The 13,425-nt window shown below is 59.0% G+C and carries 13 protein-coding genes; 8 read left to right on the forward strand and 5 right to left on the reverse strand.

Annotated features, from left to right (window positions below):
• Positions 1-16 precede the first annotated feature (16 nt).
• The 3 genes from FIU93_RS17275 (at position 17) to FIU93_RS17285 (ending at position 2,987) form a co-directional block, all read left to right on the forward strand.
• On the forward strand, positions 17-1,717 hold the full coding sequence (locus FIU93_RS17275; protein WP_152506278.1) for a HAMP domain-containing histidine kinase: 1,701 nt from the start codon (positions 17-19) through the stop codon (positions 1,715-1,717).
• A 71-nt stretch (positions 1,718-1,788) separates the two neighbouring features.
• Positions 1,789-2,514 carry a peptidoglycan-binding domain-containing protein gene (locus FIU93_RS17280; RefSeq protein WP_209010153.1) on the forward strand — a complete coding sequence of 242 codons (726 nt, stop codon included), beginning with the start codon at positions 1,789-1,791 and terminating at the stop codon, positions 2,512-2,514.
• Between the two features lie 101 nt (positions 2,515-2,615).
• Positions 2,616-2,987 carry a DUF1491 family protein gene (locus FIU93_RS17285; RefSeq protein ID WP_031285039.1) on the forward strand — a complete coding sequence of 124 codons (372 nt, stop codon included), beginning with the start codon at positions 2,616-2,618 and terminating at the stop codon, positions 2,985-2,987.
• Between the two features lie 58 nt (positions 2,988-3,045).
• Here FIU93_RS17285 and FIU93_RS17290 read toward each other — a convergent pair whose 3' ends face one another.
• Positions 3,046-4,203 (reverse strand): DUF2336 domain-containing protein, encoded by a 1,158-nt coding sequence (locus FIU93_RS17290; protein WP_152506280.1) that lies wholly within the window; start codon positions 4,201-4,203, stop codon positions 3,046-3,048.
• Positions 4,204-4,395: 192 nt separating this feature from the next.
• On the opposite strand from FIU93_RS17290, the gene FIU93_RS17295 reads away from it, so the two are divergent.
• The 3 genes from FIU93_RS17295 to FIU93_RS17305 all read left to right on the forward strand — a co-directional run bounded on the left by FIU93_RS17295 (position 4,396) and on the right by FIU93_RS17305 (position 7,763).
• Positions 4,396-4,605, forward strand: coding sequence for a hypothetical protein (locus FIU93_RS17295; RefSeq protein ID WP_031269292.1), 210 nt, complete (start codon positions 4,396-4,398; stop codon positions 4,603-4,605).
• Between the two features lie 62 nt (positions 4,606-4,667).
• Positions 4,668-5,531, forward strand: coding sequence for a hypothetical protein (locus FIU93_RS17300; protein ID WP_152506281.1), 864 nt, complete (start codon positions 4,668-4,670; stop codon positions 5,529-5,531).
• 549 nt (positions 5,532-6,080) lie between these two features.
• Positions 6,081-7,763 carry a tetratricopeptide repeat-containing sulfotransferase family protein gene (locus FIU93_RS17305; protein WP_173017347.1) on the forward strand — a complete coding sequence of 561 codons (1,683 nt, stop codon included), beginning with the start codon at positions 6,081-6,083 and terminating at the stop codon, positions 7,761-7,763.
• Between the two features lie 63 nt (positions 7,764-7,826).
• Here the strand turns inward: FIU93_RS17305 and FIU93_RS17310 are convergent, their stop codons facing one another.
• From FIU93_RS17310 to FIU93_RS17320, 3 genes are read right to left on the reverse strand one after another with little or no spacing between them, the layout of a single operon-like run.
• Entirely contained in the window at positions 7,827-8,390 is a 564-nt protein-coding gene (locus FIU93_RS17310; RefSeq protein WP_023001021.1) for an N- anchored protein, read from the reverse strand.
• Positions 8,387-9,067 (reverse strand): DUF1214 domain-containing protein, encoded by a 681-nt coding sequence (locus tag FIU93_RS17315; RefSeq protein ID WP_152506283.1) that lies wholly within the window; start codon positions 9,065-9,067, stop codon positions 8,387-8,389. The genes FIU93_RS17310 and FIU93_RS17315 overlap by 4 nt, the downstream gene beginning before the upstream one ends.
• On the reverse strand, positions 9,064-11,277 hold the full coding sequence (locus FIU93_RS17320; protein WP_152506284.1) for a PBP1A family penicillin-binding protein: 2,214 nt from the start codon (positions 11,275-11,277) through the stop codon (positions 9,064-9,066). Before FIU93_RS17320 ends, FIU93_RS17315 begins: the two co-directional genes overlap by 4 nt.
• A gap of 220 nt (positions 11,278-11,497) precedes the next feature.
• Between FIU93_RS17320 and FIU93_RS17325 the strand changes: the two genes are divergently transcribed.
• Complete coding sequence (locus tag FIU93_RS17325; RefSeq protein WP_152506285.1) at positions 11,498-11,983, forward strand: YcgN family cysteine cluster protein; 486 nt, start codon at positions 11,498-11,500, stop codon at positions 11,981-11,983.
• Positions 11,984-12,038: 55 nt separating this feature from the next.
• Here the strand turns inward: FIU93_RS17325 and FIU93_RS17330 are convergent, their stop codons facing one another.
• Positions 12,039-12,656 (reverse strand): TetR/AcrR family transcriptional regulator, encoded by a 618-nt coding sequence (locus FIU93_RS17330; protein WP_152506286.1) that lies wholly within the window; start codon positions 12,654-12,656, stop codon positions 12,039-12,041.
• A 117-nt stretch (positions 12,657-12,773) separates the two neighbouring features.
• Between FIU93_RS17330 and FIU93_RS17335 the strand changes: the two genes are divergently transcribed.
• Positions 12,774-13,355 (forward strand): NAD(P)H-dependent oxidoreductase, encoded by a 582-nt coding sequence (locus FIU93_RS17335; RefSeq protein WP_152506287.1) that lies wholly within the window; start codon positions 12,774-12,776, stop codon positions 13,353-13,355.
• The last annotated feature ends 70 nt before the right edge of the window (positions 13,356-13,425 follow it).

Genomic DNA, 13,425 nt, shown 5'->3' on the forward strand with positions numbered 1-13,425 from the left:
GCATTGGGTGGCTCGCGTGGATGGAATGATTCATCCCGAAGCTGCTTCTGATCCTTTTCTTGCACCGTTGCATCGTTCGTTTCTGCTCAGCTGTTTCGTCAGCGGCGCTGCGGCTCTGGTGGTACTGCCACTGCATCTGGCGCTGGCCGGACCGCCTCAGGCAGCCACTCTTCTCGCGCTCGCCTGGATGCTGAGCCAATGGCCTCTGGCACTTTATCTGTCCCAGTCGGGGGCGCTGTCCAAGGCTGCCGGTCTTTCTGCTTCCCTGTTCGCGGTGTTTGTTGCCGGCGTCTGCGCGGTTACCGGCGGTGCGCTGTCCTTTGCGCTGGCTTGGTTGCTGGTGCCGCCGATGGAGGCTGCGCTCGCAGCAAGCCGGCGGACGGCACTCGCCGTGACGGGGCTTTGCGGTGCCCTGGTCCTTGCCCTGATGTTTGTTCCGCTGCCTGTCCTTCCGGCTTCCGGATTTCCAGGGCTGGCGACGCCGTTTGCGACGCTGGCGGCTCTGCTTTATGTCGGTTTGCTGTCGCTACGCATCGCGCTTGACCGGTCTCTTGCGCAAAAAGTTGTGAGGGCAACGGAGGAAAGACGCCTCCAGATCAGTCAGAGTGTCTCCGACATCTATTGTGAACTCGGGCCTGACGGTGGCCTCAAGGTCATTGGTGGCCCGGTGAAGGATGTGCTCGGGCACCTGCCGGTCGAAAGCGGGGAGGACTGGCTGTTTCCGCGCCTTCACGTTGCGGACCGGCCGCTTTATCTGACCTGTCTTTCCGAAGCCCGTTTGAGTGGCGCCACAAGAACCTTCGAGGCACGTTTGAGGATTGGCGCAAATCGTCCGGGTGAAGCAGGGCAGGCCGACTACCGGCGTCTGGAGGTGCAGCTGCGCGCCAGCCGGCAGAACAGCCCGTCTTCTGCAAACGGAGCGGCACTTCTGCTGACGCTTCGTCCTCTTGAACCCATCGATCCGTCGGCAGGCAAGACCGCGGGATTCGCCACAGACGGAAGCGCACGCGCGGACCGAATTTCGCGGGACATGCTTGAAACGGCGGGCGTTGAAGCTTCGCAGGCGCTGTCGGACATTCTGGCGCAATCCGAACGTCTCGAGCGCCTGGGGCGTGATACTTCCGATCCTGTGCTCAAGTTGGCGGTACAGTCCCTGCGGCAAACCGGCGAACGGGGCCTGGCCTCGCTCACTGCGGCTCTGGATCTGGTTCCGGCCGACAGATCTCCCGGCGAACCGGAGATTACCGGTGTTGATGTCGAAGCCTGTCTGGTTCAATGCATGGACATGGTCGCAAGGGTGGCCGTGCGTCGCGGTGTTGCTCTGGAAATGGAGCCCGGCCAGGACAGTCCGCTGGTTGCTGCCGACAGAAAATTGCTGCGGCAGGCACTGTGTTTCCTGCTGGTGGATATGGTGGAAACTTCCGAGGCTGGCGCCGTGGTGAGCGTTGGTGTCGATCTCGGTACAGGCTACACCGACTATGTGTTTTCGGTGAAGAACCGCCAGTCCAGCCTTTGCTGGAGCGCCGAGGCCGCGGCAACCGTGCTGGGCGTTTCCAGGGCCCTTCTGGAGCGCATGGGCGGCAGCCTGACTGTTCAGACCATTCTGGGACAGGGGGAAAGCGTGACTGTGACCCTGCCGCTTCGGACGCAAGCGCAGCAGAGCGCCGGTCGGACCGGCGAGGTGCTCTGTGTCGAGCAATTGGCAAGATCGGCATAGGCGCAATGGCAAGAGCAAAGAAAACGACAAAGCAGACCAAGGCGCAGCAAGCAAAGTCGTCGGAATCCCTGATGGCGAAGGCCGGTCATATGGCGCTCGACAATCCTGTCGCAGCGGGTGGTACTGTGGTGATGGGGCTGACGGCATGCCTGATCGTGGCCAATGCGGTCGGCTTGCAGCCTGGCCGGCATCCCGCGCCGCTGTTCACGACACGAGATCGACCGGATACAATGCAGCTGCCGGAACCGGATGGCAGAAGTCCCGGGCTTCAGGTGCAGGAGATCTCCACCCTTGTACTCGACCTGCAGATCTCCCTGCGCAAGATCGGCCTGTACGAAGGCCCCCTGGACGGACTGAACGGCCCGGCGACCGAGCGTGCCATCCGTGGTTTTGAACGTCACGCCGGACAGATCGAGACCGGAGAGGCAACGGAAGCGCTGCTTGCTCTGGTGCTGATGCAGGGAGAAAGCCCCGTAACGTCCGTGAATGGTCCCGTGCCTCGTCCGAAGCCCGGGTTCTCGGGTACGACAAGACAAGACGGCGCTGAAGTTCTTGATGCCGGTGCCGACGACAGTGCCGATGCCGGTGTAGAGTCCGATCCGAAGTTGATGAAGATTCAACAGGCGTTGTCCGAACTCGGCTACGGTCCGCTGAAGGCGGACGGCGTGATGGGAGCCAATACCACCGCTGCCATCAGGCGGTTTGAATTTGACAGGGGCCTGCCGTTGACGGGCGAACCCGGCACCAAGGTCATCGAGCGCCTGGAAATGGTCAGTGGCCGGTCGCTGTCCGGCTAGATTGCCGGACGGCAAGTTGCCGCGTAAGCGCAACTGTCGTAGAGCAGGGCCTTCCTTCTCCATCTTCGGGAGTGCCGGCGGGTTCGGCAGAGGCGGTCAGCATGCGGGTTACATCTGAGTTTTTCGTCAGTGCACTGGTCCGGCGCGTATTCGGCGAGGGCGGCTTTGCAGCTGTTTCCAGGAAAGGGGCTCCCGAAGCCGGTGCGGTCTTTATCTGTGTGGACCGTCTTGACGGTAGCTTCGACTTCTATGGCCCGGCGCCGCAAGCCATGTTCAGCAGTCTGCCGCAGGGGCGCTTGTTCGAAAGTGTCTTCGAACGGGCGGACAGGGAAACGATAGACGCGCGGCTGGCAAGCGAAGCGCGAATGGATCCGGACTATTGGCTGGTGGACATCGAAGCACGCGACGGCAGGATTGACCTGCCATTGGTGCAGGATGAGCCGAAGCCCGACACGAATCTCTTCCGCTTTTAGTGCAGATTTAAATATGGGCGTTCAGCCCTCCCGCAACACAGTGCTTGAGCGGGTGTTCTCAGGAACGGTTCGACTTGCGAGTGGTTTCGGCTTGAGCGAAACCAAACTTCTGTCCGTCCGTTGTCGCCGTATCGCGGCGCGAACCGTCCTGATATTGCGAGTCAAGCTGTGCAGATACGGGCTGAGTGACCTGGTCATGCAGGATCCACTGGCCGACCAGCACCTCGGCAGCGCCCTGGCTGAGCGTGCGATGGAGGCGCAGCAGGCCGCGCAGTCTTTCCAGTGACAGGTTTTCACCCAGCATGCGGATCATCACGGTCGTGACTTCGGACGCCGACATACCAAGCGCTTTCAATGCAACGGTCAGACCTTCGGCCTGATCGTCATGCATCAGCAGATCGCAAGTGGTCTGTGGCAGTCCGAGCCCCTGGCCCAGGAGATCCGCAAAACGGGACCGCTGCTGGAAAAGGGCTTCGCTCACCAGTGCGTCCCGCAATTTGAGGCGCGCGGTGTCCGTGCGTCTGTCGGTTGCGGAACCAGGGGTTTGTGCCTGTTTGACCAGGCTGGTCATCTCCGCCGCGGCGATCGCTTTCGATTTGAGCGGAGCTGGTAAATGCAGGAATTGTCCCATAAGTCCATCCGGGTTTAATGCGTCCTGACCTGCCAATTCTAAACCAAGAGTGGCAACGATGTCACTACGACAACTGAGTTTTGCCTGATGAGCTTGTGTCAGGGTGACGTCTTCCCGGTCGAGAAGGATGCGGATTACAGGGGCTCCGGCGTGTTCGCACAATGTCGTGATCACCGATTCGCGCAAGGATGGCCGGTTGGCGACCGCTTTGCGGAGGGAATCCGGACCAGCCTCCGCAACCTTCAAAAGGAGATCCACAGAAAGCCTCGGACTGTAACGAAGGGCCGGATAGGCCGTCAGTTCGTCTTCGTCGGATGCGAGCTGCGTCAGGAGGTCGTCGGGTATTTCCGGATGCGCAGCCAGCAGATTTGCGATCCGGCGCCTGTCCGGCAGTGAGGTTTTAGGCAGGAAGTTTGACGCCAACTCCAGAAAAATGCGTTTTTCTTCAACATCATGCCGAGTGCGCCCGGCAAACAGCTCACTTGCGGCAAGAAGGACACCACGATCATCGCCCTTTGTGGACGCGGATTTGTCCGGAGAAGCGGAATTCGGCAAAGACTGACTGAAATGTTGGGTTTGGCGCATGACACCCGTCTACAAAATACGAAAGACCGGACCACCGGAGGAACTTGCTTCGTTCAAATTGCAGGAAAAGCGTTAGCATGCTGTTAACCCTGACAGCTTCTTAATGAAGAGCAGGAAGTAATGCGTCGCCCGTTTGACCGTTCCCCGCCGGTAATACGCCGTCAGGGGAGATCGGAACCGAAGGAGGAGACGATGGGCACCTTGTTGGACTTTACATCAGCTCAACGCCCCGCAGCACGTGTGGGCTATCGTTCCAATCAGCGCCGTATGGCAAGCCGAGAGACCTTTGGAGAAGTTATCCTCTTCCCAGGTGTCCGGTACGAGCGCCATGACCTTGATCTTGCCGCACGAATCGCGACCATCGGAAAAGCGGCCGGACCTGCTGGCTCCGACAAGGACTGACGGTCCAAGCCTCTCCAGCCGCGCAGGAGAAGTTTCTTTTTAGCGGCCTGGAGAAGCGCCCGATGGGCAAAGGCAAAGCGGAACAATCCGCCACCGCATCCCTCGCGGAGAGCGGTCGCAGATCAGGGCAGGGCGCCATTGTCGTCGCTGCCGTGCTGATTGCCGTCAGCCTTGCTGCCTGTACGCGCCCGACAGGGGATTTTGATCGTGCCAGGCCTTCCGTCATTCATGACAGGGTGATGCCGGCGGCGGGCGACGAAGCGGCACGCCTGCGCGGTGATCCGGTTTCCAAGTTCAACTACACGAACGACGAAAAGCTGATGCGCAACCGCGGCTGGACGCTGATCCGTCCGCCATGGACCAAGGACTGGATCGGCGGGACCATGGTTGAACTGTCGCGAACACGCGTTCTTCCGGAAGTTGAGGGGCGCGTGCCGTCTGATCTTTACCTGATCTATCTGCGCTCAGACAAATTCCAGTCTTCCGATGCCCGCTACGACAAGATTGCCGCTGACGCATCCGGCGATGCGGAGTTGGTGATGCCTTTCTGCGAAGTGGCCTTGCGCGTGAAGGCCGCTGACGACGAGCGGCTGCGAGTTCTGCAGAACAAGCCTGTGAAGTCCGAGGAAACCTATGAGGGCGCGAAGGCGCGCGTCTGGGAAAACCGGGTGATGATCAAATGGGTCGGTCAGGCGCTGCGGTATCGGATCATCGCCTACAAGAAGGCGCTCGACGGACTGGAGATCGAAACGCCGACCCGCGATCGCGTCTGGAAGGTCAATAACGCCATTCGGGAACTGGAAGGCCAGGTTCGCATTGCCGAAGCCGGTTGCGATCCGGACAAGCGTTATGGGGACGACAAGCCTGTTCGCAGGTCCCGGATCTATACCGGGTGGGGAACTGAACGCGCGCCGGTCGTGAAATAGCCCGCTCCCGAATTTCAGACCCGAATTCTGACATTTTATTGAGTGCTATATTCTGCCCACGTCAGATCTACTGATGCGCGGATACATTTTCGGCTGTAAAGGCGGTACTGCTTTTCCACAGGCTGCAGGCGCGGTCGTTCAAGGTCTGACAAAACATCTTTGAGAAGACTTCTGCACGGGTTCTTTTGCAAGAAACCGACCAGAATATATTTCGTAAGCTAAGCGTATTCAAAATTTTTAAACGATACCGCTCGGTATTATTTTTTTACCAAACCACGACATTCAAAATCTCGTTTTACTTGTTCTGCTTCACTTTTTATCAGATTGACTTGCCTTTAGGGCATGCGCGCATAAGTTTTGTTTATTGCAATGCAAAAAAATGTGAACACTGAAAAAAGAGACGTGATCACAAACTCTTAGCCTAATTTTCGTCGTTTTTCCGGCAAAAGGATGTCTTTGAAGGGGTTTTGTGGCTTGCCGTTCTTCAGGCGTCGAACTAAACCGTTTAGTTTACAGGGTAGTCACTCCCGGGAACCTGAAGGTGGTCGAATGAGTCCGAACATCACGCTTCTCGTCAAAGAAGCGCTCTCCCATCAACATGCCGGACGCATTGGAATCGCGCTCAGCATGTTTGAGGAGATACTGAAGCTCGACCCCAAGAACCCGCAGGCAAATTTTTCGCTGGGCATTGCTGCTTACCAGAACGGTGACGTGGGGCTTGCTATCGAGATGCTGCGGAAGGCTGAGCGCAAGGCCGGCAAGCACCCGCAGGTGCATCAGTTGCTCGGTCTGGCCCTCATGAACGCTGGCGATCTGGCCGGCGCGCTGAAATCGCTGAAAAAAGCCGTGGCCCTTGCACCTAAAGCCGCTGATTTCCATGCCCATCTCGGTGACCTCTACACGCTCAAGCGTCAGCCGGTGCTGGCACGACAGAGCTTTCAGCGTGCATTGGCGATCGATCCGGAAAATGGTTATGCCCTTGTCGGCATGGGCCAGCTCGATATCACTGTCGGCCAGATTGACGAGGCTGTCGCCTGGTTCGAAAAAGCCATCGCATTGGGCAAGGAACTGCCCTCCGCCCTTCACTGCCTGACGATGGCACGCACCTACAGGGAAGAGCCGGCTGAACTTGCCAAGATCGATGACCTGTTGAAACAGGCAAGCGCACTGCCTGCTCCGGAGCACGCTCACCTGCATTGGGCGGCCGGCAAGATCCATTACGACCTGGGAGACACCGCGCGCGCTGCCCAGCACTACCGCTCCGCTCGCCGGTTGCGCTACCAGTCGTTCGATCAGCAAGCTCATGAAGAACGCATCGCCTTCATGAAGGAGGTGTTCAACGAGGCATTTTTCGCCGAACGGACGGAATTTGAGGATCCCTCGGAGCGGCCGGTTTTCATTTTCGGCATGCCGCGATCAGGCACGACCCTGGCCGAGCAGATCGTGAGCCGGCACTCGCGCATCGTCAGCGGTGCGGAAATTCCGTATTTCCGCTTGCTGCAACAGGACCTGGGTTTGCGGGGGGCGCCAAGTGTTGCCCTGGAAAACCGGTTGAAGAGCCTCGGGCCGCGTGAGTTCAAGCAGTTTGCAAGGCAGTACCTTGCAGAACTGAGTGCAATCGACCGGCGAGCAGACCGTGTCACCGACAAGATGCCGCATAATTTCGAAGTGCTCTGGCTTATGAGCCTTCTGTTTCCGAAAGCGGCTTTCATCCATTGCGTTCGCTGTCCTGCGGACACATGCGTTTCGCTCCTGTCGCATTCGCTTTCGCCCGCGCATAACTACGCCATGACGCAGAAGTCATTGGGCAGCTATTTCGTCGCCTACGACGGTCTGATGAAACATTGGGAAAAGGTGCTGCCGGTCCGCATCCACACGCTTTCCTACGAAGACCTGGTTCATAACCAGGAAAAGGAAAGCAAGGCGCTGCTGGCGTGCACAGGAATGGACTGGGAAGAACAATGCCTGGAGTTCTATAACGGCGACAGTCCCGTGACGACGTTCTCCAATCTCCAGGTACGGAAGCCGATGTTCAGATCATCGATCGGCCGCTGGAAGCGTCACAAGGATCTTCTGGGAGACCTGTTCGAGGCGCTCGGTCCGTTGTCACCGCTCAATGAGGCAGCACCGGTTGGCAATAGTTCCAGCTACGGTCAGCAACAAACGCTTGCAACCGGTATGCCCGACAACGACATTTCTCACCTGCGGAACGCGGTTTCTCCGATATCGTGACCAGTTGCGGCGTCGGGGCGTGACAGCGTCCCGGCCTGACCGGTTTTCATGATTGCAGGTATCTTAGCGAATGGAGCCGCAGCTTGCGGCCCTGAGAGCGCGGTCGATGCTGTCCGCCCGTGTCGGGTGGGGCACATAGGCCCGTAACAATGCAAAACCGCTTAGCGGCTCTTCCGTTTCAATGACGATGAGATCTTCCAGGTTTTCCGGTGGGTTCTCCCGCAGGATCGACAGCTGTTCCGTTGTCAGCACCAGCATTGACAGGCGCTCGGCACCCGCGGTGCGGTTGTTGAGGCTGTAGACGGCCTCTCCAGCCGCATTGAACAGTCCTATGGACCAGAAGGGAACCGGAATGCTGGCATCAAAGAGAACCGGCCCGTCAGCGAGCTGAAACCGGCAGGCAGCGTGCTTCATGGCCGGATCGAGATCGGGCAGGGCTTCCTCGCCGGGGTGGACGTCCGGCAGCAGATTGAACTGCCGGTCCGGCCCGTGGTTGCCGATGTTGTCATAGGCACTGTGCAGAACGTTCTGGGGGATGCTCAACACAACCAGGATGTGAATGATGGCAGCAAGACATAGCGTGGCCAGCAGGCCAACCGACAGGGAAAAACGTGAAGAAAGGGTCATGGGCAGCCCAACCTGTCGATGGTCGGCATGCTGACGCCATCTAGGGCTGCACCTGTCGTGACCGGAGCGTCATAGACCCTGAGCACGAAGCGCAGACCGTCGGCGGCCCTTGCATCGCTCGCCAGGGGCAGCCAGTTGCCGGAGTGGGGGCGGGTGGCAGCGACGATCTCGAAAGTGCCGTCCGCGTTTCGCAGCAAGGTGTCACTTGCAAGGTTCACCCGGCCAGATATCGTCTTGACCAGGTGGCCGTGGCCATCGACCGCGGTCATGGTCCAGAGCCGTGCAGACGGGGTCTGGCCTGCGATACGGTACTCACATGTTGGGTCAAGCTGGTGGCCGTTGCTGTCTTCGCGCGCGACCAGAGCAAGCCCTTCGCCCGATGCCAGGGGAATGACGGCGCCTCTTGTGTAGATCGCCACGGAATAGGGATCGGCTTCGGAGGTGCCGGCTTTCGGATAGGCGTGCCACGGGCCGATGGTGACCGCATTGAGCGGTTGTTCCCGCTCGATGATCAGATAGGCGGAGCTGATGCCGAGCAAGGAGGCCAGAACGACGACAAGCGTCACCGTGGCGAGTGTGCGAAAAGGATTGCCCCGATGCGAGCGGATGGCACGGGGAAGCCTTTCGTCATACCAGTCTGCCTCGCCATGTGCGGGCCGGAATCCTGTATCGCTCATTGCACCGCCGCGACATCGGTGTTGGCAGGCCCTTGAGCGGGGGCGGCATCGGCGCTCTTTTGTTCAAGCAGCAGGCGCAGATCCTGGCCGATCTGCAAGAGGAGATCCTGGGTGCGCCGTTTCAGGACCCGTGGCTGCGCAGTGTCGCTGGTGTCTGTAGCCAGCCTTGCCGGTGCGGTTCGGGCCAGACGCGGCAGGCTTTCCGGATCGACACCGGGCATCCGGGCAAGCTCGATGCCATTGTGGGCAAAGGCGTTGTATTTCTGCCAGGCCATGGCAGGAAGGCTGCCGCCGGTGACACGCCGCGTGGAGGTAAAATCGTCGTTGCCGAACCAGACGGCCGTGGCAAAGTTGCCGGTGTAGCCGACAAACCACGCGTCACGGTAAGCGTTGGTGGTTCCGGTCTTTCCGGCTGCGACCACACCGTCAATCTGCGCCCGGCGTGCCGTGCCGGCCTCAACCACATTGACCAGGATCTCGTTCATTTCCTGAACTTTCTCCTCCGGCAGGACACGAACTGCAGGCGGCTCGTCGCGTTCACGCCGGTAGAGAACCTTGCCGGCGCTGTTCTTGATCTCCAGAACCGCATAGGCCGCTGCCTTGGTTCCGCCATTGGCGAAAACGGAATAGGCCGATGCCATGTCGATGACGGAGACTTCAGATGAGCCGATTGGCAGCGACACGGAGTTTTCCAGTTCGTGGGTCAGGCCCATGCGATACGCCGTATCGATGATTTTTTGCCGGCCGAAATCAAGCGAAAGGATCACCGGAATGGTGTTGATGGATTTGGTGAGCGCGGTTTTCAGCGTGACGGCACCCCGGTAGCTTCTGGAGTAGTTCTTGGGCGACCAGTTGCCGATCCAGACCGGCCGGTCGGAGACCACGCTGTCCGAGGAATAGCCGTTCATGAAAGCCGTCATGTAGACGAAGGGCTTGAATGAGGATCCCGGCTGGCGCAGCGCGTTGACGGCGCGATTGAACTGGCTTTCGCCATAGGAACTGCCACCGACCATGGCAACGACGGCCCCGTCCGGGATCATCGAAACCATCGCCGCTTCGCGAGCGTCGCGCAAATTTCCGTTTTCCCGAAGCACGGTTTCCACTGCCAGATCCGCCTGGCGCTGCAGCGCCGGGTCCAGTGTGGTGCGTACGGTCACGATGCGGTCGCGGGCGAGTGCCGGATACCGGCGTGCAAGTTTCTTGACCTCTTCAAGCGCCCAGTCGAGGAAGTATTCCGGCAACTGTTCCTGAGACCTGTCGACAGCCAGGGCCGGATTACGGCGCGCGCCGATCACCTGGCCTTCGGTCAGGAAACTGGCCTGTACCATGTTGGACAGGACTTCGTTGGCACGCGCGCGGGCTGCAGGCAGGTTGATGTGTGGGGCGTATTTGGTCGGTGCCTTGTAGAGACCTGCCAGCATGGCACTTTCAGCAAGCGTCAGCTCACGCACATTCTTGTTGAAATAGAATTCGGAAGCGGCCGTCACCCCGAAGACGCCGCCGCCCATGTAGGCGCGGTCGAGATAGAGCTTGAGGATTTCCTGCTTGGAAAGGTTCGCTTCCAGCCACAGCGCCAGGTAAGCTTCCTTGATCTTGCGGCTGAGACTGCGCTCGTTGGTCAGGAAGAGGTTTTTGGCCAGCTGCTGGGTGAGCGTCGAACCGCCCTGGACAACACCGCCTGCGCGTGCGTTTTCGACCATGGCCCGGAAGGTGCCGAAAAAATCAATTCCGAAGTGGCTGAAGAAACGGCGATCTTCGGTGGCGAGCGTCGCCTTTATCAGGGAGTCTGGAATTTCCTCAAGCGGGACGCTGTCGTTGAGAACGATCCCGCGTCGGCCGATTTCCTTGCCGAAGCGGTCCAGGAAGGTCACCGCGAAATCGTCCGTGGTCTTCCAATCGGCATAGCGGGTTGCCTCGAAGGCTGGCTGGGCGAAGGCCAGCACCACGATGAAACCGGCAAGACCGTAAGTCAGGCCGTCAGACGAAAGCTCGGCAAGAACGCGCCAGATGCCCTTGGCCCGGAACCGCCGCAAGAAGGCGTCATAGCCTTCGAATATCCGGCGGATAGCTGTTCCGCTCTTCCACAGGGCCGTGTCGATAAGGGCATCGATCGCCAGGAAAAAGCGGCGAATACGATTGCGCTTTTTCGGCGGCTTCTGCTCCGGCGGATTGCCGGTTTCGACATCATCTGATTGCGGTTTGTCCGTCACGCGAACAAGGTCTCCGGATCAAAAAGGACCGGCCCAAACTAGCCGTTTTTCGAGGTCGTGCAAACTGGTTGCCAACGTGCCCCTTTCATTGGAACAGTTTACCTAAAGTTCTTGCAATTTCATTGAGGAAAAACAGCCCGTTTTTTCGCCCGGGTTGCCCGACAGCCTGTAGCATGATAGGCGCCGATTGTTCCGGCCCAAGAAAGGCGCACAAGACTTCATGATTGTGGACGATACCTCACGCGAGCTTCCGTTCTGGAAAACCCGCACACTGGAAGACATGACGCAGTCCCAGTGGGAAACGCTTTGCGACGGCTGCGCACGCTGCTGTCTCAACAAGCTTGAGGACTGGGACACCGGCGAAATCGTCTGGACGGATGTTGCCTGCACGTTGCTTGATGGCACCAGCTGCCGCTGCAAGGATTACGACAACAGAGCAACCATCGTGCCGGACTGCATTCAGCTCACACCGGGTGAGGTGAGGACACTGACCTGGCTGCCGCCAACCTGTGCCTATCGGCTGGTGCGGGAAGGCAAGGATCTCTACTGGTGGCATCCTTTGGTGTCGGGAGATCCTGAAACAGTCCATCAGGCGGGCATTTCCGTTCGCGGGCGGACGATCCCCGAAGACGGCATGGCTCTGGAAGACTACGAGAACCACGTCGTGTTCTGGCCGGGGGAAATGCCGGAAGACCGGAAGGGTTGAGCTAACCCTGCCGCTCAAGATGCGGTCACACTATTCGAGCCCGCTTTGATCACTCTCATTGTCTGATCAGGAAAGCTTCGACATGGCGGTGGAGCCGGTGTTCCAGTTCCGCCCTGTCAGTCAGTTGATGGCTTTTGACCAGGATGGCTCCATGGATCATGAAGGCAATCAAGCCATCGACCATTTCCTTGGGTGACCGGTCCTGCCTCAGCTCCGGCTTCAGGCTGGCCCCCTGTTGCCAGAACGTCAGGAAATGCTCCAGTTCCGCATCGAGGGCGTCCAGAGTTTCGACAAATTCAGCAGCGCAATTGGGTTTGGTCACACCGATATTGTCCAGGAACAGCCGCAGGATTGTCGGGCTGTCGGTGATGACGTCGATCAGGGCCATCATGCGCCGGGTCAGCAGTCCGACAGGGTCGGACAATTGGTCGGGTTCTGCTGCTTCGTCGGACGTCGCCGCACGCAGGGCATTCAGCCGGTCCAGCAGCACGTAGGACAATAGGCCGTCCATATCGCCGAAATGCGAGAACACGGTCCCCTTTGCGACACCTGCCTCCTGAGCAACCGCTTCCGCGGTAACCAGGTCCAATCCGTGTTTTTGACTGAGATCGCGTGCGGCAGCCAGTACCCGTGCCCTTGTGGCAATGCTCCGCTGTTGTGGTTTGCGTGTCATGATTTTCCGTTAAAATGACCGTGGTCAAAAAATATCTTGACGGATGTGATGCGGAATGTCAAAAAATGACCACGGTCAATTTTGGCGTTTGACGCCTGCAAGCTCACAAGGTTGGACATGACAAGAGTACTGGTATTGGAGGGACACCCGGCCAAGGACACGTTTTGCGGCGCCCTCGCGGCGGAATATGCAAATCATGCGCAAAAGGGTGGAAACGAAGTGCGGGTCAGGCATCTGGCCGACCTGGACTTCGACGCGGATTTCGGAGTGTCATCCTTCAAGGATGCGAAGCCTCTGGAGCCTGACCTCGAAGCACTGTGGCAGGATATCCTGTGGTGTGAACATTTCGTGCTCACGCACCCATTGTGGTGGGGTGGTCTGCCGGGCAGGTTGAAGGGGTTGTTCGACCGGATCCTGCTGCCGGGCATGTCCTTTCAATACGTGAAAGGCAAGCCTCTGCCTGAGAAACTGCTCAAGGGCCGCACCGCGCAGGTTCTGGTGACTTCCGACACACCGGGTTGGTACTTCACCTGGATTTACGGTGCCGGTGCCAAAAAGCAGACCGAGAAGCAGATCCTCGATTTCTGCGGTCTCAAGCCCAAAGGCTACCATATGTTCTCGCCGATCCGCGGCTCGAGCGGCGAGGCAAAGCGGAAGATGCTGGCGCGGGCCGCTGCTCTTGGTCGCAAGGTTGCCTGAAGCGTTTTGCATCGGTCATGGTGGACGTTCAAACGGCCTTCGTTGAACGTCCTCATGTTGCCCGCGAGTG

The organism is Labrenzia sp. THAF35, from assembly GCF_009363595.1.
In the GTDB taxonomy this organism is placed as follows: Bacteria; Pseudomonadota; Alphaproteobacteria; order Rhizobiales; family Stappiaceae; genus Roseibium; species Roseibium algicola.